General features: G+C 73.6%; 17 protein-coding genes and 1 pseudogene. 13 read left to right on the top strand and 5 right to left on the bottom strand.

The features are described 5' to 3' along the window. Positions 1 to 22: 22 nt before the first annotated feature. Complete coding sequence (locus ACIOC0_RS15710) at positions 23 to 1,510, bottom strand: MFS transporter (protein ID WP_402155958.1); 1,488 nt, start codon at positions 1,508 to 1,510, stop codon at positions 23 to 25. 454 nt (positions 1,511 to 1,964) lie between these two features. Here ACIOC0_RS15710 and ACIOC0_RS15705 point away from each other — a divergent pair, with 454 nt between their 5' ends. Then, positions 1,965 to 3,293 carry a lipase family protein gene (locus ACIOC0_RS15705; RefSeq protein WP_402155557.1) on the top strand — a complete coding sequence of 443 codons (1,329 nt, stop codon included), beginning with the start codon at positions 1,965 to 1,967 and terminating at the stop codon, positions 3,291 to 3,293. Between the two features lie 84 nt (positions 3,294 to 3,377). Further along, positions 3,378 to 3,917 (top strand): molybdenum cofactor biosysynthesis protein, encoded by a 540-nt coding sequence (locus ACIOC0_RS15700; protein WP_352250804.1) that lies wholly within the window; start codon positions 3,378 to 3,380, stop codon positions 3,915 to 3,917. 15 nt (positions 3,918 to 3,932) lie between these two features. Here the strand turns inward: ACIOC0_RS15700 and ACIOC0_RS15695 are convergent, their stop codons facing one another. Further along, on the bottom strand, positions 3,933 to 4,409 hold the full coding sequence (locus ACIOC0_RS15695; protein ID WP_402155556.1) for an ATP-binding protein: 477 nt from the start codon (positions 4,407 to 4,409) through the stop codon (positions 3,933 to 3,935). Between the two features lie 76 nt (positions 4,410 to 4,485). Further along, positions 4,486 to 4,757 (bottom strand): annotated as a pseudogene (locus ACIOC0_RS15690) (hypothetical protein). 210 nt (positions 4,758 to 4,967) lie between these two features. Here ACIOC0_RS15690 and ACIOC0_RS15685 point away from each other — a divergent pair. Then, positions 4,968 to 5,615: a hypothetical protein gene (locus ACIOC0_RS15685; protein WP_402155957.1), complete on the top strand. Its 648-nt coding sequence runs from the start codon at positions 4,968 to 4,970 to the stop codon at positions 5,613 to 5,615. Positions 5,616 to 5,622: 7 nt separating this feature from the next. On the opposite strand, the gene ACIOC0_RS15680 is transcribed toward ACIOC0_RS15685, so the two are convergent. Beyond that, positions 5,623 to 7,893, bottom strand: coding sequence for a M4 family metallopeptidase (locus tag ACIOC0_RS15680; RefSeq protein WP_402155555.1), 2,271 nt, complete (start codon positions 7,891 to 7,893; stop codon positions 5,623 to 5,625). Positions 7,894 to 8,403: 510 nt separating this feature from the next. Here ACIOC0_RS15680 and ACIOC0_RS15675 point away from each other — a divergent pair. Further along, positions 8,404 to 8,859 (top strand): hypothetical protein, encoded by a 456-nt coding sequence (locus tag ACIOC0_RS15675; RefSeq protein WP_402155554.1) that lies wholly within the window; start codon positions 8,404 to 8,406, stop codon positions 8,857 to 8,859. Between the two features lie 76 nt (positions 8,860 to 8,935). Here ACIOC0_RS15675 and ACIOC0_RS15670 read toward each other — a convergent pair whose 3' ends face one another. Continuing rightward, entirely contained in the window at positions 8,936 to 9,388 is a 453-nt protein-coding gene (locus tag ACIOC0_RS15670; protein ID WP_402155553.1) for a flavodoxin family protein, read from the bottom strand. 227 nt (positions 9,389 to 9,615) lie between these two features. Between ACIOC0_RS15670 and ACIOC0_RS15665 the strand changes: the two genes are divergently transcribed. The 9 genes from ACIOC0_RS15665 (at position 9,616) to ACIOC0_RS15625 (ending at position 17,513) form a co-directional block, all read left to right on the top strand. Next, on the top strand, positions 9,616 to 9,990 hold the full coding sequence (locus tag ACIOC0_RS15665; protein ID WP_402155552.1) for a hypothetical protein: 375 nt from the start codon (positions 9,616 to 9,618) through the stop codon (positions 9,988 to 9,990). A gap of 153 nt (positions 9,991 to 10,143) precedes the next feature. Continuing rightward, on the top strand, positions 10,144 to 10,512 hold the full coding sequence (locus ACIOC0_RS15660; RefSeq protein WP_402155551.1) for an ArsR/SmtB family transcription factor: 369 nt from the start codon (positions 10,144 to 10,146) through the stop codon (positions 10,510 to 10,512). Positions 10,513 to 10,768: 256 nt separating this feature from the next. Beyond that, positions 10,769 to 12,805 (top strand): ATP-binding protein, encoded by a 2,037-nt coding sequence (locus ACIOC0_RS15655; RefSeq protein ID WP_402155550.1) that lies wholly within the window; start codon positions 10,769 to 10,771, stop codon positions 12,803 to 12,805. Then, positions 12,802 to 13,224: a roadblock/LC7 domain-containing protein gene (locus ACIOC0_RS15650; RefSeq protein WP_402155549.1), complete on the top strand. Its 423-nt coding sequence runs from the start codon at positions 12,802 to 12,804 to the stop codon at positions 13,222 to 13,224. The genes ACIOC0_RS15655 and ACIOC0_RS15650 overlap by 4 nt, the downstream gene beginning before the upstream one ends. Then, positions 13,221 to 13,607: a DUF742 domain-containing protein gene (locus tag ACIOC0_RS15645; protein ID WP_351099420.1), complete on the top strand. Its 387-nt coding sequence runs from the start codon at positions 13,221 to 13,223 to the stop codon at positions 13,605 to 13,607. Before ACIOC0_RS15650 ends, ACIOC0_RS15645 begins: the two co-directional genes overlap by 4 nt. Then, the gene (locus ACIOC0_RS15640) at positions 13,579 to 14,244 is read left to right on the top strand and encodes a GTP-binding protein (protein WP_402155548.1); all 666 of its coding nucleotides are present in this window, start codon (positions 13,579 to 13,581) and stop codon (positions 14,242 to 14,244) included. Before ACIOC0_RS15645 ends, ACIOC0_RS15640 begins: the two co-directional genes overlap by 29 nt. Continuing rightward, on the top strand, positions 14,241 to 15,479 hold the full coding sequence (locus tag ACIOC0_RS15635) for a cytochrome P450 (protein WP_402155547.1): 1,239 nt from the start codon (positions 14,241 to 14,243) through the stop codon (positions 15,477 to 15,479). Before ACIOC0_RS15640 ends, ACIOC0_RS15635 begins: the two co-directional genes overlap by 4 nt. Beyond that, the gene (locus ACIOC0_RS15630) at positions 15,476 to 16,735 is read left to right on the top strand and encodes a cytochrome P450 (protein ID WP_402155546.1); all 1,260 of its coding nucleotides are present in this window, start codon (positions 15,476 to 15,478) and stop codon (positions 16,733 to 16,735) included. Before ACIOC0_RS15635 ends, ACIOC0_RS15630 begins: the two co-directional genes overlap by 4 nt. A gap of 172 nt (positions 16,736 to 16,907) precedes the next feature. Beyond that, on the top strand, positions 16,908 to 17,513 hold the full coding sequence (locus tag ACIOC0_RS15625; RefSeq protein ID WP_402155545.1) for a TetR/AcrR family transcriptional regulator: 606 nt from the start codon (positions 16,908 to 16,910) through the stop codon (positions 17,511 to 17,513). Positions 17,514 to 17,546 lie beyond the last annotated feature (33 nt).

The raw sequence follows: 17,546 nt of genomic DNA, 5'->3' as shown, positions 1-17,546 counted from the left end.
TGAACGAGCCCACCGGTCGGCGTCACGCTCCCGGTAGCGGGCCCGGGGCGTCGCCCTTGAGTCGTTCCAGGTCGGACGGGCGTACCTGGATGACGAGGACGGCGATCACGGCGGCGAGGAGGGTGAAGACGGCCGCCATCACGAAGGCCGCCGAGATGCCGGCGGTGAGGACCTCGTCGGCCCACGGGGGCGGGAGTTCGCCGGTGCGGCTGAAGCGCAGTCGCTCGACCGGGGTGGCCTGGGCGAGGAAGGCGGGGATCTGCCGCTTCGCCTCGTTGCCGCTGGCCGTGCCGAACATCGTGACCAGGATGGACAGTCCGAGTGAACCGCCCACCTGCTGCATGGCGTTGAGCAGTCCGGAGGCCGCGCCGGTCTCCCGCGTGGGCACGTCGGACAGCGCCATCAGGGTCAGCGAGACGAACTCCATGCCCATCCCGAGGCTGAAGACGAGCATCGGGCCGAGGACGCTGCCCGCGTAGGTGGAGTGGACGTCGGTCAGGGTCAGCCAGGCCAGGCCCCCGGCGGCCAGGACGGCGCCGAGCACCATGAAGGGCTTGGGCCCGTACACCGGCAGGAAGCGGGAGGCGAGCCCGGCGCCGACCGCGATCACCGCGCTGACCGGCAGGAAGGCCACGCCCGCCAGCAGCGGGCTGAAGTCCAGCACGTTCTGCACGAACAGCGTGAGGAAGAAGAACATGCCGAAGATCGCGGCGGCGAGGCACAGCATGATCCCGTAGGTGCCGGCGCGGTTGCGGTCGGCGAACATGTGCAGCGGGGTGATCGGCTGCCTGGAGCGCCGCTCGACCAGGACGAACAGGGTGAGCAGGACGACCGCGCCGGCGAAGGAGGCCAGGGTGAGGGGGTCGCGCCAACCGTCCTGGGCGGCGCGGATGAAGCCGTACACCAGCAAGACCATGCCCGCGGTGGAGGTCAGCGCGCCGGTGACGTCGAAGTGTCCGGGGTGGCGTTCGGACTCCTTGATCCAGCGGGGCGCGGCCAGCGCGATGAGCAGGCCGATGGGGACGTTGACGAAGAGCACCCAGCGCCAGTTCAGCCATTCGACGAGCATGCCGCCGGCGAGCAGCCCGATCGCGCCGCCGCCTGCCGAGACGGCCGCGAACACCCCGAACGCCCGGTTGCGTTCGGGTCCTTCGGGAAACGTGGTGCTGATCAGGGCGAGGGAGGTCGGCGAGGCGATGGCGCCGCCGACGCCCTGGAGGGCGCGTGCGCCGAGGAGTTGGGCCTCGCTCTGGGCGAACCCGCCGAGCAGGGACGCCAGTACGAAGAGCAGCACGCCGAAGACGAACACCCGCCGTCTGCCGAGGATGTCGCCGGCGCGGCCGCCGAGCAGGAGCAGCCCGCCGAAGGTGAGGGTGTAGGCGTTGACGACCCACGACAGGCTGGTGGTGGAGAAGTCCAGGGACCGCTGGATGTCGGGCAGGGCGATGTTCACGATGGTGATGTCGAGGACCACCATCAGCTGGCAGGAGGCGATGACCAGCAGCGCCATCACGCCTGCGCCGCCGCCCTGTTGACGGGCGGCGGTGTCGGTCGCGGAAGTGTGCTGCGGAGCGCTGCTCATGACGTGTCGCCCGCTCGGGTGCGGGCCCCTGGGGGAGGAAGCGGCGGGAAGTCCGGGCCCGCCGTCAGGTCCACCGTTCGACCGTACGCCCCCGCCCGTGCCGTCACCACTCGATCAGCGGCGGCTACGTCCGGCGGATGGATCTACGCAGAGTCATGTGACATGACGATCACAGCGATATTACCGAACCGTAACCTACCGGCCAGTACCCCCGGTAACCGCGCTGCCGCTACGGTCCTGACAGTTCGTCCAACAGCAGTGAGCCGAATGCCCACATTCGGAAACGAACGCGTGCCGGGCGGCCCCACCCCCACCGGGCCGCCGCCCCACCCGAGCCGCAGAGGAAGGCTCGGCCTCCCTTCTCCCCCTCCGGAGGTCCGCCATGCCCGCTTCCCCCCGCCTGCTCGCGGCGGCCGTCACGGTCGCCGCCTGTCTCGGCGCGACGGCCGTCCCGGCCGCCGCCGCGTCGCCGTCCGACGACGCCGTCGTCTCGCGCGGCGTCACCATCCCCGTCTTCTACAACCCGCCCGCCTCGCTGCCCGCCGCCGACGGCGCCCTGGTCCGCAGCGAACGGCTGCCGCTCGCCCTGAGCCTGCCGGGCATCGACGGTCCGCTGCCCGGCAGGGCGACCCGGCTGATGTACAAGTCCACCGACTCGGGCGGAGCGCCCGTCGCCGTCACCGGCGCGTACATCGAACCGAGCGCGGCCTGGCGGGGCGCCGGCCCCCGGCCGCTCGTCGCCGTCGCCCCCGGCACCATGGGTCAGGGCGACCAGTGCTCCGCCTCCCTCGGCCTGCAACACCCGCTGCTCCTCAACGGCAAGACGCTGTCCGTGGGTTACGAGCTCCTCGCGATGTACCGCCTGCTCGCCAAGGGCGTCGCCGTCGTGGTCACCGACTACGCCGGGCTCGGCGCGACGGACCGGCTGCACACCTACGTCAACCGGGTCGACGGGGCGCACGCTGTGCTCGACGCCGTGCGTGCGGCGCGCTCCCTGCCCGGAACCTCGCTCACGGACGACTCACGAGTGGCGCTGTACGGCTACAGCCAGGGAGGCGGCGCCACCGCGGCCGCCGCCGAACTCCAGCCCTCCTACGCACCCGACGTCCCGCTCGCCGGCACATACGCCGGCGCCCCGCCCGCGGACCTGGCCGCCGTCACCGACGCCATCGACGGCAGCGGCCTGGCCGGGGCGCTGGGCTGGTCGGTCAACGGGTTCATGCAGTCGGACCCGGAGCTGAGGCCGATCGCCGACGCTCATCTCAACGCGGTCGGCAAGGCGGCCCTGAAGGACCTGTCGACCATGTGTGTGGGCGATGCGCTGTTCTCGTACAGCGGGGTGCGCAGCAGCACCTGGACCACGGACGGACAGCCCATCGGCGCCATCATCCGCTCCGAGCCGCTGCTCAAGGCGTTCCTGGCCGACCAGCGCATCGGCGCCGGCCGGCCCACGTCCCCGGTGCGGGTCGCCACCGGCCTCGCCGACGACCTCGTGCCGCACGGCCAGGCGCGCCGGCTCGCCGTCGACTGGTGCGCGAAGGGCGTCGACGTCACATACAAGTCAGTCGCCCTGCTGCCGTTGGGCAACAGCCTCCTCAACCACGTCACCCCGCTCCTCGCCGACCAGGGCGAAGCGCTGTCCTGGCTGACCGACCGGCTGAGCGGCAAGCCTGCCGGCTCCAACTGCACCACCCTGCCCTGGCGCCCCTGAGCCGCCGCACCCGCCGCCGACGGCCCCCGCACCCCTCCTGCCGTCGGCGGCGGGCCCGCGTCGACGCCCTCTAGGGTTGACGCCATGGCGGACATGGAGCGCGCGGACGGCGCGGTCGAGGTGGAGGTCGTGCAGTTGCTGGTGTCGCCGGTGCACCGGCTCGCCGGGCGGCCCTCGGACGGACCTGCGGACGGCCCGGACGACGAGCTGGTGGCGTCCGTGCGGGTCCGCGGCGGTCTCGGGCTCGTCGGCGACCGCTACTACGGCCGCGCCGCGCACCGCGACGCGGCCGTCACGCTGATGGCCGCCGAGAACCTCCCCCACCACATCGCCGAGGGCGCGGACCTGCGGCACACACGCCGCAACGTCCTGCTGCGCGGCGTGGACATCGACGCGTACGTCGGCTCGACGATCGTCCTCGACACCGGGCACGGTCCCGTGACGTTCGGCGTCAACCGGCCGGCGCGCCCCTGTGCGTGGATGGAGGTGACCGTGGGCCCCGGCGCGCAGCGGGCCCTGCGCGGCAAGGGCGGCGTTCGGTGCACCCCGCTGTCCGACGGGGTGCTCGCCCTCGGGCGGGCGACCTTCCGCGTCGTCGAGCGGGGGGCCGCCCCGGCCCGCTGAGCCCCTGCTTCCCGCTCACAGCCCGTCGAGCAGGTCCAGGCGTGCCACGATCCGTTTGCCGACCGGTTCCCGTACGACGTGGAAGCGCTGGGCCACGGCCATCACGATCTCCAGTCCGTGCTGGCCCACCCGGGTCGGGTCGGCGTCGCGCGGCGCCGGCATCCCGGGATCGCTGTCCCAGACGGCGATCTCCACCGCCGCGCCGATGACGCGCAGGTGGAGCAGGACCGGACCGGGCGCGTGCCGCAGCGCGTTGGTCACCAGTTCGCTCACCACCAGCTGGGACAGGTCCATGGTCCGCGCCGACACCGGCACTCCGTGTTCGCGTTGGACGCGCGCGAGGAAATCCCCCGTCAGATGCCGCGCCCCCGCGATACAGCCGTCCTCGCCGTCCAGCGCCGCCGTCGTCTCCACCAGGCCCTCGTCAGGCCCGAAGAACCCTTCGCCGGGCGGAACAGGTTCCATCCGCACCGCCTTCATCACCCCGTTCATGTCCGCGCGCTTACCCGGGATTCCTGCTCCTACGCCCCAGAAGCATCACCGGCGTGCGGCCGGGGCGGATCGCAGGTCAGGGGGCGCCCGGAGCGTCGCCGCGCCAGTCGAAACGGCGACCGTCCGACGGGCGGCGTGCGTACAGGGCGCGGCCGCCCGGTCCGTACCGGCCTATCTCCGTCGTCAGCGCCACCTCGTGCTGCGCGCCGTCGGCGCGGTCGGTCACGTCCAGCAGCAGCCCGTCGAGCGGGCGCCGACCAGCTCGGCGTACGCGCGGTCGGGGCGGGGTCCCCAGTCGTCGTGGTCGGCGCCGTAGACCCGGCCCCGCATGAAGTCTGCCTCGTCCATGACCAGCAGCTTGACATCCGCCACTGACAACGGGGGGCTGTGTTCGGCCAAGGCCGTGGCGCGAAAGCGCCGGACGGGGGGCTCGCCGTCACCCTGCGGGTAGCAATCCTCCACGGATGGTGCTCGGGTTGGGGGGTGCCGGCCCTGGGGGGACACGAGGCGGAGCGTGCGCCGGCGGGTGAGTCCTCGCGCGCCCGGCGCCGGCGGACCGTGCGCGAGTTGCGCGCGACGGGCCGTTACGGGCCGCGGCTGCGCGAGGCGCTGCCCGGTCTGTCCGCGCTGGCCGCGCTCGTGTGCGGGGCGGTGGGGGCGCTGGCGCTGGCCGGCCGGGCGGTGGGGGTGTGGGCTCCCGTGCTGGCCGTCGTGGTGCTGGGCGCGACGGCCGGGGTGGCGGGCCGCCGGTCGCGGCGGCCGGCCCGGTGGCGCGGCGGCCGGTACACGGCGGAGGAGTTGGCGGAACTCGACCCGCAGGCGCTGGTGCTCGCGGTGGCGCGGATGCTGCGCCGGGACGGCTGGCGGGTGCTGCCGCCGTCGGCGCACGACGTCCCGCACCTCGCCGCGCGGGACGGCCGGGGGCGGCTGCTCGACGTGGTGTTCCGGCCGGTGGCCGAGCCGCTGCCGGACGAGGAGGAAGCCTGCTCGTGCCGGTCGCGGGCGCGGTCCGGGCCCCGGGTGCGGCTGGTCGTGCACCGCGGCACGTTCTCGCGCCGCGACGAGGTGTGGGCCGCGCGCCAGGGACGCACGTATCTCATGGACGGCGCCCGGCTGAGGCTGTGGGCCCGGGGGACGCCGTTGGCGGAGCTGGCGGGACCGGACGGCCGCCCGGGCGGCGAGCCCGGGCGGCCGTCGTCGAATTGACGATGTGTCAGGGAGTCAGCTGCCAGCGCTGGATGAAGCCGACGTCGATCGACGCGCGGTCCTGGACGCGCAACTTCCAAGTGCCGTCGACCGGTTGTGCGGAGGCGTCGACGACGAAGGTCTGGTCGACGTTGTCGGCGGAGCCGCCGCTGCGGTTGAGCAGGGCGTAGACGGTGCCGTCGGGGCCGACGAGGTCGACGGTGAGGTCACCGCGGTAGGTGTGGACGATGTTCACGTACACCTCGGTGGCCGACGAGGCGTTGCCCGGACGGCCGTTGATGGTGATCGGGGACTCCACCGCCGTGCCGGCGTCGGGTATGTCGACGCGGGCCGAGGAGGCGTAGACGTAGGCGACGCGCCAGTCGAAGGCGAGGGTTGCCGACGCGCCGGTGGCGTCGGTGACGGTCACCGTGACCGCGCTGGTGCCGGTGGTGGTCGGTACGCCGGAGATCAGGCCCGTCCCGCTGATGGAGAGCCCGTCGGGCAGGCCGCTCGCCTCGTAGGCGAGGGCGGCGCCGGCGTTGGTGGTGTAGGCGTCCACCTGGAGGGAGACGGCCTGGCCGATGCCGCTGGTCTGGTCGGCGACGGGGGCGACGTTCACGCCGAGGGCGATGCGGTTGCCGACGTTCACCGCCGCCCAGGAGTCGGCGACGGCGAGGTAGGTGGGGCTGTAGGCGCCGAACAGGTCGGCGGCGGCCTGGAGGGTGGCGGTGCGGGCGCCGGCGTAGTCGGTGGAGGACGTCATGTAGGTGCTCAGCGCCCGGTACCAGATCGCGGCGGCGTTCTCGACGCCGATGCCGGTGACGGGCTTGCCGTCGTAGGTGGGGCTGTCGTAGGCGACGCCGTTGACGGTCTTGGCGCCGCTGCCCTCCGAGAGGAGGTAGAAGAAGTGGTTCGCGGGGCCGGAGGAGTAGTGGACGTCGACACTGCCGAGGGTGGAGCTCCAGTAGTCGCGGGAGGAGCCGTCCTTGGAGGGCTTGTCCATGTACCGCAGCGGGGTGCCGTTGCCGTTGATGTCGATCTTCTCGCCGACGAGGTAGTCGGGTACGTCGGCGGTGAGGCCGGCGTGGAACTCGGCGGCGGCGGCGAAGATGTCGGAGGTGGCCTCGTTGAGGCCGCCGGACTCGCCCGCGTAGGTGAGGTTGGCGGTGGCGCTGGTGACGCCGTGGCTCATCTCGTGGGCGGCCACGTCGAGCGAGGTGAGCGGCTTGGCGTTGCCGGCGCCGTCGCCGTAGGTCATGCAGAAGCAGGTGTCCTGCCAGAAGGCGTTGACGTAGTTGTTGCCGTAGTGGGCGCGGCTGTAGGCGGCGACGCCGTCGTTGCGGATGCCGTTGCGGCCGTGTACGTCCTTGAAGTAGTCCCAGGTGGCCGCGGCGCCGAAGGCCACGTCGACGCCCGCCGTCTGCCGGTCGGCCGGGGTGCCGTCGCCCCAGACATCGTTGTCGTCCGTGAACAGGGTGCCGGTGCCGGAGGTGCCCCGGTTCAGGTCGTAGGTGCGCTGGCCGGCGCGGCCCGGGTCGACGAGCTGGTACGTCGAGCCGGACAGGGTGGTGCCGAGGTCGACGGCGCCGTTGTACTGGCCGGTGCCGGTGCCCGTGTGGACGTGCTCGGCGGCGAGGATCTCCTTGCCGGAGGCGGCGTCGGTGACGACGTGGAGCTCGCTCGGGGTGCCGTCCCGCTGGACGCCCTCGACGACCGTCTCCCAGGCGAGGACCGGCTTCCCGCGGCCCGCCCAGACGACGAGGCGGGGCGCCGCGCCGGCCTCGGCGCGGGCGACGTCGGCCTTCCCGGCGCTGGCGAGCGCCTGGCCGGTGGCGGCCGCTGCCGCCTGCTTGGGGGTGAGGGAGGGCAGCGTGAGGGCGGCATCGCTCGCCTTGGTCACGGTGGTGCGGCCGTCGCGGACGTGGACGACGAGGTCGCCGCCGAGGACGGGCAGTCCGGCATAGGTGCGTTCGTAGCGGGTGTGCGTGGCGCCGTCGGCGTCCTGGACGACGTCCTTGGCGACGAGTTTCTCGCGGTCGCCGAGGCCGAGCCGGTGTGCCGTGGCGCCGGCCGCGGCCTGTGCGCCGCGCACCAGCGCGGACCGGCGGGCGGGGGTGAGGGCGACGGGGGCGGCACCGTCGCGTGGCACGGCGTTGATCTTGGCCGGGCCGGGGTCGGCGGGGGCGGCGGCGGCCGGGCCCGCGGGTGCGCCGAACGTGAGCAGGGCGCCCGCGGTCGTGGCGGCGAGGACTGCGGCACGTCTGCGCCGGTGGAGTGTGGGGTGTCGCCGGGGCACGGGGGTTCTCCTTCTGCGACGGTCGGCCCGGGGTGTGGGCCGATACGGGGGCGGGCCGACGGGTCGGATCCGGCCCGGACGCGCGGCACGGCAGGCGGGCGGGTCTGTGGGCGCCCGGAGGAGGAACGCGGGGTGAGGTGGGGCGAGAGGTGGGGGGTGAGTGACAGGTGGTGAGGTGGGGCGAGAGGTGGGGGGTGGTGTGGACGAGGTCCGCGTGAAGGAACGGTGAACGTCCGGCAGCAGCGTGACACCGAGTGCCTCTTTTTGTCATGAGACTGCCAAGACAACGGCTGGAAATGGCCATTGCCCACTGGGAGTTCACCCTGACCGGCACATCTTTTCGGCCGCTGCGCGCCGCCTGTGCCCGTCCGGGCCCGCCGGGGCGGCGAGGTGCGGACCGGGCGGCCCTGGGCCGTTCGAGTGGCCCGCGTGCGCGCGCCGTCGTAGCGTCGGAACGGAACCTCCACGGGACGCGGACGGCCGCCTCCCGGACGGCGTGCGGGAGCGGACATGGGCGGACACAGGACGAGAACAGCGGTGATGCTCGGCGTCGCGCTGGGGGTCACCGCGACGCTCGGCACGGCCTCGGCCGCCCCCGCCGTCGCGCCGCCCGCCGCGCGGCAGACCGCGACGCCCGTCCTGGTCGACTGCCTGTGGGACCCGCAGGTGCGGCCCCATGACTTCATCCTGGCCTGCGGCGACGGCAACAGCCGCCTCCTCTCGCTGAAATGGGACCGCTGGGACGCGGATTCGGCCCGGGCCACGGGCGTCAACGCCGTCAACGACTGCAAGCCGTACTGCGCCGCGGGCACCTTCCGCTCCTACCGGGTGATCGTCCGGCTGGACCAGCCGAAGCTCTGGGAGAAGCGGGCCGGGGTGGAGCGCTACGGCCGGATCACCCTGGAGTACCCCGGGGACCGTCCCGCCCAGTTCGAGCGGGTGGTGACGTATCCGCTCTGGGACTGACAGGCGCGTGCGCCGCGTGCGCTGCGGGGGCCTCGGCCCAGGGGGCCGCATATCACGTCGACCGCCGGGCTGACGGTCACTGCGTCAGCCCCGCGGCCGTCGCCGCGCCCAGTTCCCAGCACGCCTCCAGGTCGGCCTTGCCGGGTTCCCCGGTGACCAGGACGGGTTCGGCCGCGCGGCGCCAGCCCAGACCCGTCGTGATCGCCTCGATGCCGCGCACCGCGCCGGTGACGTCGTTGCCGCCGTGGACGTAGTAGGCGAAGGGGCGGCCCCGGGTGCTGTCGAGGCATGGATAGTAGATCTGGTCGAAGAAGTGCTTGAGGGCGCCCGCCATGTAGCCGAGGTTGGCCGGCGCGCCCAGCACACAGCCGTCGGCCTCCAGGACGTCGGAAGCTGTGGCGGCGAGGGCGGCGCGGCGCACCACGCGGACGCCCTCGATCTCCGGTGCCGTCGCGCCCGAGACGACCGCTTCGAACATCGCCTGGCAGTTCGGCGACGGCGTGTGATGGACGATCAGCAAGGTGGCCACGGGACGGAACCCTGCCCGCTCCCCCGCCCCGCCGCAAGCAGCGGCACAGGCGGTTCGGACGTTTTTCGCTGGTTCACGATCAGAAAGCGACTTGAGATCTCTCTGTTCCGAACCGTCTTGCGCCAGTCCCGGAGCCCTGCGCCGCCGGGCACCGCCCGCTTCGTACGTTCGGGGCACGAGCGGGGCCGGAGGAGCCCGGTCCCGTGCAACGGGCAGGAGGAGTCGCCTTGGCGAATGTGGAGATCTCCCTGAAGGAGACGATGACCATGATCGAGGGGGCGCTGGGCGCGGCCGTCGTGGACTACACGAGCGGCATGGCGCTGGGCACCCTCGGCGGCGGCAAGGAGCTCGACCTCAACGTGGCGGCGGCGGGCAACACCGACGTGATCCGCGCCAAGGTCCGCACCATGGAGCACCTCGGGGTGACCAGCGACATCGAGGACATCCTGATCACCCTCGGCAGCCAGTACCACCTCATCCGGCTGCTCAAGGGCCGTCAGGGCGCAGGCCTGTTCATCTACCTCGTCCTGGACCGCGAGCGCTCCAACCTGGCCATGGCCCGCCACCAGTTGAAGCGGATCGAGGCCGAACTGGAGGTCTAGGCGGCGTTCGGCGACGGCTTCGCATGCCCGCGAGTTGAAGATTTCTGCAACTCGGCACATCCACATCAGTGCATCAGCGGGGCGTGCGGAGCCCTCAGTCGCCAGGATCGACACCACGCAGGACCACGAAGCGGCAGGGAGCGTGCGATCGCCATGCAGGTGCCCCTCTACCAGGCCAAGGCCGAGTTCTTCCGCATGCTCGGTCACCCTGTGCGCATCAGGGTCCTCGAACTGCTCCAGGGCGGTCCCGTCGCGGTGCGGGACCTGCTCTCCGAGATCGAGATCGAACCGTCCAGCCTCTCGCAGCAGTTGGCCGTGCTGCGCCGTTCCGGGATCGTCGTGTCGATCCGCGAGGGCTCGACCGTCAGCTACGCCCTCGCCGGCGGCGACGTCGCCGAACTGCTGCGGGCGGCCCGCCGCATCCTCACGGAACTCCTCGCCGGCCAGAACGAGTTGCTGGAGGAGCTGCGTCAGACGGATACGCCGCTGTCGGTGTCCAGAGGTGGGTCAGGCGGCGGCTGAGAACCCTGTCGGCCGGCCGGGAGGCCGAACCGGTTTCCGGACGGAATGTGGCCAGGTCAAGTCGCTTACCGCATACGGCAATCCAGACAGTCGACGCAGAACCGAACAAGTACCGGTCACTTTCGGAGCCAAGTCTTATGGGAGCGGGCATGATCGCTCGGTGACGGTGTGTACTGTGCTGCGGTAACCCGGCCGTCACACCGGGCCCCTGCCCTCACCCGCCCCGGCACGCCCGACCCTTCCTGGAACCGAATCGATGATCGAACTACCGGACCTGGTGGCCGGCGGCCTCGCCGTCGGGACACTGTCCGCGCTCGCCCTCGGCGGCGGGCTGCTGCGGTCACGCCGGCAACGGGACCGGCAGCGGGCCGAGATCGCCGCGTTGCGCACGCAACTCGACGGCACGCACCGGTCGTTCGTGGCGGAGGTCGAGCATCTCGCGGTGCGGCGCGTGCCCGCCGCGGCCCGCCAGGTGGCCCATCCGCACGTGGAGGTGCCGGGGCCCCTCCAGCCGTTGACCGCCGGGACGCCCGTGGGCGTCGCGCTGGAGAACGTGCTTCTGGCGCTCCAGGCGGAGGTGGTCGACCAGCGGACCCGCGTCGACGCGGCGGCGCAGGCCGGGATGCGCGGCGCCACCCGGGAGATCCAGGCCGCCCTGTACCGACTCCAGGACGCTTTGCGTGGTCTGCAACAGCGCTACGACGACCCTGAGTTGGCCCAGACGCTGTTCCAGCTCGACCACGAGAACGAGCAGTCCCTGCGCCGGGCCCAGGTCACCGCGGTGGTGTGCGGGGCCTGGGTGGGACTGGCGCGCGAGGAGTCGCACCTCGTGGACGCGGTCACCGGCGGCCAGGCCCGGCTCGCCGGCTACCACCGGGTGCAGGTCCACAACCATCTCGAGCCGGGCACGGCCCTGGTCTCGCACGCCGTGGAGCCCGTCGCCATCATCGTCGCCGAGCTCCTCGACAACGCCCTGCGCCACTCCGCGCCGGAGACCGACGTCGTGGTCAGTCTCCAGCACGTCCACCACGGTGTGTGCGTCACCGTCGACGACGCGGGCCTCGGCATGACCCGCGACGAACGCGAGCGCGCGCAGCGGCTGGTGGCCGGCGACACCCCCATTCTGCTGACCGACCTGGGCGACCCGCCCCGGATGGGCCTCGCCGCGGTCGGACGCCTCACCCGGCAGTTCGACCTGAGCGTCGACGTCTCCTCCGCCTCCCCGTACGGCGGGGTACGCGCGGTGCTGCGCGTCGACAGCCACCTGCTCAGCCGGCTCGACCCGGCGGCCCGCCCGCCGGCGGCGAGCGCGCCGCGCACCACCCGCACCGCGAGCAGGAAGAGCGCGGCGCCCACCCACTCCTACGGCCCCGAGGGTGACGTCCCCGAGACGCCTCAGGACCACGCCCCGTACGACACCGACGGGCTGCCGCAGCGCCGCCGCCGCAACCGGGTCGCCGTCCCCACGGAACCGACGGAGACGGCCGAGCGGACGAGCCGGCCCGAGCCGCAGTGGACGGCGCGCCGCCCGGAGGACGCCGCGGCCGCGCTGGGCGCACTGCAATCCGGCACAGCGGCGGCCCGCGCCGAGGCGGACGCGATGTACGGTGCCCAGCCCCCGACCGCACCGTCCCGCGCCGACGCCGAACAACCGGGCGAGACGGCCGCCACCCACGCCGAGCACACGAATCGGACCCCGGCACCGAATCCCACCCACGCCGCGCACACGAGCGAGACCTCGGTCCGGGCGACTCCCAGCGAGGCCCCGGCCGGCGCGGCTGCCGCCGAACCCGCGCACACGAGCGAGGCCCCGGTCAGGGCAACTCCCGCCGACACCGAGCGCACGGGCGAGGCCCCGGCCAGGACGGCTCAGGCCGAACCCGCGCACACGGACGAAGCTCCGAACACGGCAGCCCTCGCCCACGCCCAGCGCACGGGCGAAACCCCGGGGAGGGCGACTCTCCACGAGGCCCCGGCCGGAGCGACTCCCGCCGAGGCCGGGCGCACGGGCGAGGCCGCGACCCTTGCCCCCACGCACACCGCGCACACCGCGCACACGGACGAAACCCCGAGCACGCCGCCCCCCGCCCACACCCACCGCACGGGCGAGAGCCCGGTCAGGGCCACTCCCGCCGGCGCCGAAGGGGCCGCGGCGATCCGTGGCGACCGGGCTTCCGTCGTCGCCGGGGCGGATCCTGTCGGCCGGGATGAGCCGGCCGTCGCCGGGGACGGGCGCGGCGGCGTGACCCACGAGCACGACACCACCGACGACGAAGGAGGCGCGGCCCGATGACCAGCCGCAACACGGGCGACACCGCATGGGTGCTGGAGCCGATCCTGCAGGTGCCGCACGTGGTCGCCGCCGTCATGCTGACCCGGGACGGGCTCGTGACGGGGTACACCGACGCGCTCTCGCAGCCGTCGGCCGAGCGGGTGGCCGCCATCACCAGCACCGTGCAGGGGGCGTGCCGCACGGCGGCGGCCGCGTTCGCCGACCGCGAGCGCGCCGAGGTGCGCCAGATCGTCATCGAGTCGAACCACGGCTACGTCCTGATCGTGCCGACGGACCACGGCACCTGCGTCGCCGCCTACGGGGACGGCGAGGTGCGCCTGGACCTGCTGGCGCACCGGGTGCACTCCCAGGTGGCGCGGCTCGGCGAGAAGGCCATGGCGGCCGCGCCCCGAGGAGCCGACGACACCGCTCCGGCATGACCGGCCGCCCGGCCGGCCGTCCCCTGGTGCCCGCGTACCTGTCGACCGGCGGCGTGGCCCGTCCCAGCCGCCCCCAACTGGAGCGGCTGTCGGTGCTCTCCCGCAGCCCGGGGGCCGCGCCCGGCGGGCGTCGCGCCGGGCCGTCGGACGGGCTGCCCCCCGCCGGGCTCGCCCTGCTGGACGCCCTGGAGGGCGGCTCGCTCACGGTGGTCGAGGCGGCGGCGCTGCTCAGACTGCCGGTGTCCGCGGTGCGCGTTCTGGCGGCTGACCTCGCCGACCGGGACCTCGTCCACGCCCGCGAGCCGATCCCGCCCGCCGAACGCTTCGACCCCGACCTGCTGAAGAGAGTGGCCGATGGCCTCCGCGCCCTCAAGCACCCCTAGCACCCCACCCCGCACCCCTCCGCAGGGCGACGAGACGCCCACCGCAGCCTCCCGCGGCACCCCCGTCCACCTCCCCGACACCGCCCGCGCGCTCGTGAAGATCCTCGTCGCGGGCCCCTTCGGGGTGGGGAAGACGACCTTGATCGACTCGGTGTCGGAGATCCAGCCGCTGCACACCGAGGAGCCGCTCAGTGAGGCGTCCGCTCGGGTGGACGATCTCGCCGGGGTGCGGGACAAGGCGACGACGACGGTGGCCATCGACTTCGGCCGGATCAGCCTGCCCGGCGGGGTGGTGCTGTACCTGTTCGGCACGCCAGGCCAGGAGCGGTTCCGGTCGCTGTGGGACGACATCGCCTACGGGGCGCTCGGCGCGCTCGTCCTGGTCGACAGCCGCCGGCTGGACGCGTCGTTCGACGTGCTGGGGCTGGTGGAGGAGAGCGGGCTGCCGTACGCGGTCGCCCTCAACGCGTTCCCCGACGCGCCCCGCCACGGCGAGGAACGGCTGCGGCGGGCCCTGGACCTGGAGGCGGACACGCCGATGGTGACGTGCGACGCGCGAGACGCGAACTCCTCGATCGACGCGCTGCTGGCCCTCGTGGACCACCTGATCGCCCGCGACCCGGCGGAGGCCCGGTGAGCGCCCGCTCCGCGGACCGGCACGACTGCGCCCGGACGGTGCCCGTGCGGCTGTGGGAGGACGGCTTCGCGTCGGACCCGCACCGCTACTACGCGGCGCTGCGCGCCCAGGGCCCCGTCGGCTGGGCGGAACTCGCGCCGGGGGTGCCGGCGTACCTCGTCACAGACCGGCGGGCCGCGCTGGAGGTGCTGCGCGACACGGAGGCGTTCTCGCACGACCCGCGCGCGTGGGAGACCAGCGTCCCCGCCGACTCGCCGGTGCTGGGCATGATGCGCTGGCGGCCCAACGCCCTGTTCGCCGACGGCGCCGCCCATCTCCGCTACCGCACCACCCTGATCGACGTGTTCGACCTGGTGGAGCCGCACGACCTGCGGGCGCGGGTGCACCGCGCGGTGCGGCTGCTGGCGGGCCGGATCGGGCCGCGCGGCGAGGCCGATCTGGTCGCGGACTTCTCCCGGCCGCTGATGGCGCTGGTGTTCAACGACCTGTTCGGCCTCCCGGACAGCCAGGGCGACCGGCTCGATCTGGGCCTGGGCAAGATGATGGAGGGCGGCGCCGACGCGGCCGAGGGCGAGGCGGAGTACGCCGGGTACGTGCTGGAGCTGATCGCCGCCAAGGCGGAGCAGCGGGGCGACGACCTGCCGAGCCGGCTTCTCGACCATCCCGCCGGGCTGACCCGCGAGGAGGTCACCTGGCAGGTGTTCCTCACCCTGGGCGCCGGCTACGAGCCGACGGCGAACCTGCTGTCCAACACGCTGTCCCGGATCCTGGGCAACCCCGCCTACTACTCCACCCTCACCAGCGGCGCCCGCCCGGTGACGGACGCGGTGGTGGAGGTGCTGCACCACGAGACGCCGCTCGCCAACTACGGCGTCTACTACGCGCGCCGCCCGCTGTCGTTCCACGGGGTGTGGCTGCGCGACGCGGTGCCGGTGGTGGTGTCGTACGGGGCGCTCGGCCACTTCTCCGAACGCGAGGGCGCCGGCGGGCGGCTGCCGAACGACGCCTCGCACCTGTCGTGGGGCGCGGGCCCGCACGCCTGCCCGGTCAGGCAGCACGCGCTGCTCCTGGTGACCGAGGCGATCGAACGGCTCACCCAGTGGCTGCCCGACCTGGACCCGGTGCTGCCCCGTGAGCGCCTGAGCTGGCGTCCGGGTCCGTTCCACCGCTCGCTGACCGCACTGCCCGTCCGTTTCAGCCCGCGCTCCGCCGACCAGTCAGGAGTTCCGTCGTGACCGTGACCGACAGCACCGACCCCGCCGCCCGCACCGAGCGCTGGGTCATCGACCCGTTCGGCGCCGACATCGCCGCCGAGAGCGCCCGGCTGCGCGCCCTCGGCGCGGTCGTCCCGGTGGAACTGCCGGGCGGCATCCCGGCCTGGGCGCCCACCGGGTACGACACGCTCAAGGAGCTGATCCTCGATCCGCGGGTCAGCAAGGATCCGCGGCGGCACTGGCGGCTGTGGCCGGAGATCGGCGAGCACCCGACCTGGGGGTGGATCCTGGGCTGGGTGGGCGTGGTCAACATGCTCTCCACGTACGGCGCCGACCACGCGCGGCTGCGCAAACTGGTCGCGCCGAGCTTCACGCACCGTCGCACCGAGGCGCTGCGGGAGCAGGTGGAGGCGATCACGGCCGAGCTGCTGGACGCGCTCGACGCCAGTGCGGCGGACGGCGCGGTGGTCGATCTGAAGGCCGGGTTCGCGCATCCGCTGCCGATGCGGATCATCTGCGAACTGTTCGGTGTGCCCGAGGAGTCGAGGGAACCGGTGGCCCGGCTGATCGCGGCCATCATGGACACCTCGGACCCGAGTCCGGAGCACGCCGCGTACGTGCAGGAGCAGATCGGCACGGTCCTCGGCGGGCTCATCGCGCACAAGGCAGAGCACCCCGGCGACGACATGACGACCGAGCTGATCAGGGTGCGCGACGAGGACGGGGACCGGCTCAGCGACGAGGAGCTGCTGTACACGCTGCTGCTGGTGATCGGCGCCGGGTTCGAGACGACGGTGAACCTGATCGGCAACGCGGTGGTGGCGCTGCTGGAGCGGCCCGGGCAGCTGGCGGCGGTGCGGGCCGGGGAGATCGGCTGGGACGCGGTCGTGGACGAGACGCTGCGGGTGCACCCGTCGATCGCCTCGCTGCCGCTGCGGTTCGCCGTGAGCGACGTGGAGGTGGGCGGGGTGACGATCCCGGCCGGGGACGCCATCATCACGACGTACGCGGCGGCGGGCCGGGACCCGGCTCACTACGGGGCGGACGCGGACGTGTTCGACGCGGCGCGCGGTGCGGACGACCATCTGGCGTTCGGGATCGGCGTGCACCGGTGCATCGGCGCGCCGCTGGCCCGGCTGGAGGCGCTGACCGCGCTGCCCGCGCTGTTCGAACGGTTCCCGGAGCTGAGTCTCGCGGCGGGGACCGAGGGGCTGCGGCAGGTGCCGTCGTTCATCGCGTTCGGCTGGCAGGAGATCCCGGTCCGCACGCGCGCGTGAGAGCACGCGGGGTGCGATCGGTCCCCGGTTCCGGTCGCACCCCGCGGCGTGCCCCACCCGCGTGTGCGGGCCGCCGGGGCGCCGAGGGCCCGTGGCGTACGATGTGGACGTCCACCGGGAGCGCTACCTCGCAGGTCAGCGAGCCCTTCGCAGTCGACCTGGAGCGCCTGCCGTGGCCAACCTGCGCGCCGCACAGAAGGAGATGACCCGCCGGCTGCTGCTGTCGACGGCGCTGGAGCTGTTCGAGCAGCGGGGTTACGCGGGGACCAAGGTCGACGACATCGCCAAGGCCGCGGGCACCACCCGGGTGACGTTCTACGCGTACTTCCCGTCGCGGGCGGCGCTCATGAGGGCGCTGGTCGACGAGCTCGACGAGCTGCTCGGGCGCGGGACGGGAGCGGCGGGCGGGGAGCTGGCTGCGGTGGTCCGCCGGGGCGACCCGGACGGCATCGAGGACTGGCTGCGGGCGACGGCCCGGCGGTGGCCCCGGATCCGCCCGTACGTCCTCGCCGCGCACGAGGCGGCGGTGGTCGAGCCGGAGCTGCGTCCTGTGGTGGACCGGTGGTTCGACGAGGTCGTCGCCGACATCGAGACGGGGCTGCGGCAGGCGGACCGCTTCGATCCGGCCTCTCGGCGTCTGCGGGGCTTCCTGGCGCTGAGCCAGCTGGACCAGCTGGCCCGGCACTGGATGCGCCACGGCTGGCACACGGACTCCGCGGCGGCGCTCGCCCTGCTGGCGGACAGCTGGACGCACCTGCTGGGCGACGCCGGTTCCTGAGGGACCTGGTCGCGATACCGGTGCGCGGGGCCC

Source organism: Streptomyces sp. NPDC088254, assembly GCF_044740925.1.
In the GTDB taxonomy this organism is placed as follows: domain Bacteria; phylum Actinomycetota; class Actinomycetes; order Streptomycetales; family Streptomycetaceae; genus Streptomyces.
This window is presented reverse-complemented; position numbering and strand designations above follow the sequence as displayed.

Excerpts from the sequence above, each read along its gene's own strand:
- ACIOC0_RS15710 (WP_402155958.1), bottom strand. The coding sequence starts at position 1,510 with ATGGCGCTGCTGGTCATCGCCTCCTGCCAGCTGATGGTGGTCCTCGAC.
- ACIOC0_RS15705 (WP_402155557.1), top strand. The coding sequence starts at position 1,965 with ATGCCCGCTTCCCCCCGCCTGCTCGCGGCGGCCGTCACGGTCGCCGCC.
- ACIOC0_RS15700 (WP_352250804.1), top strand. The coding sequence starts at position 3,378 with ATGGCGGACATGGAGCGCGCGGACGGCGCGGTCGAGGTGGAGGTCGTG.
- ACIOC0_RS15695 (WP_402155556.1), bottom strand. The coding sequence starts at position 4,409 with ATGAACGGGGTGATGAAGGCGGTGCGGATGGAACCTGTTCCGCCCGGC.
- ACIOC0_RS15675 (WP_402155554.1), top strand. The coding sequence starts at position 8,404 with ATGGGCGGACACAGGACGAGAACAGCGGTGATGCTCGGCGTCGCGCTG.
- ACIOC0_RS15660 (WP_402155551.1), top strand. The coding sequence starts at position 10,144 with ATGCAGGTGCCCCTCTACCAGGCCAAGGCCGAGTTCTTCCGCATGCTC.
- ACIOC0_RS15655 (WP_402155550.1), top strand. The coding sequence starts at position 10,769 with ATGATCGAACTACCGGACCTGGTGGCCGGCGGCCTCGCCGTCGGGACA.
- ACIOC0_RS15650 (WP_402155549.1), top strand. The coding sequence starts at position 12,802 with ATGACCAGCCGCAACACGGGCGACACCGCATGGGTGCTGGAGCCGATC.
- ACIOC0_RS15645 (WP_351099420.1), top strand. The coding sequence starts at position 13,221 with ATGACCGGCCGCCCGGCCGGCCGTCCCCTGGTGCCCGCGTACCTGTCG.
- ACIOC0_RS15640 (WP_402155548.1), top strand. The coding sequence starts at position 13,579 with ATGGCCTCCGCGCCCTCAAGCACCCCTAGCACCCCACCCCGCACCCCT.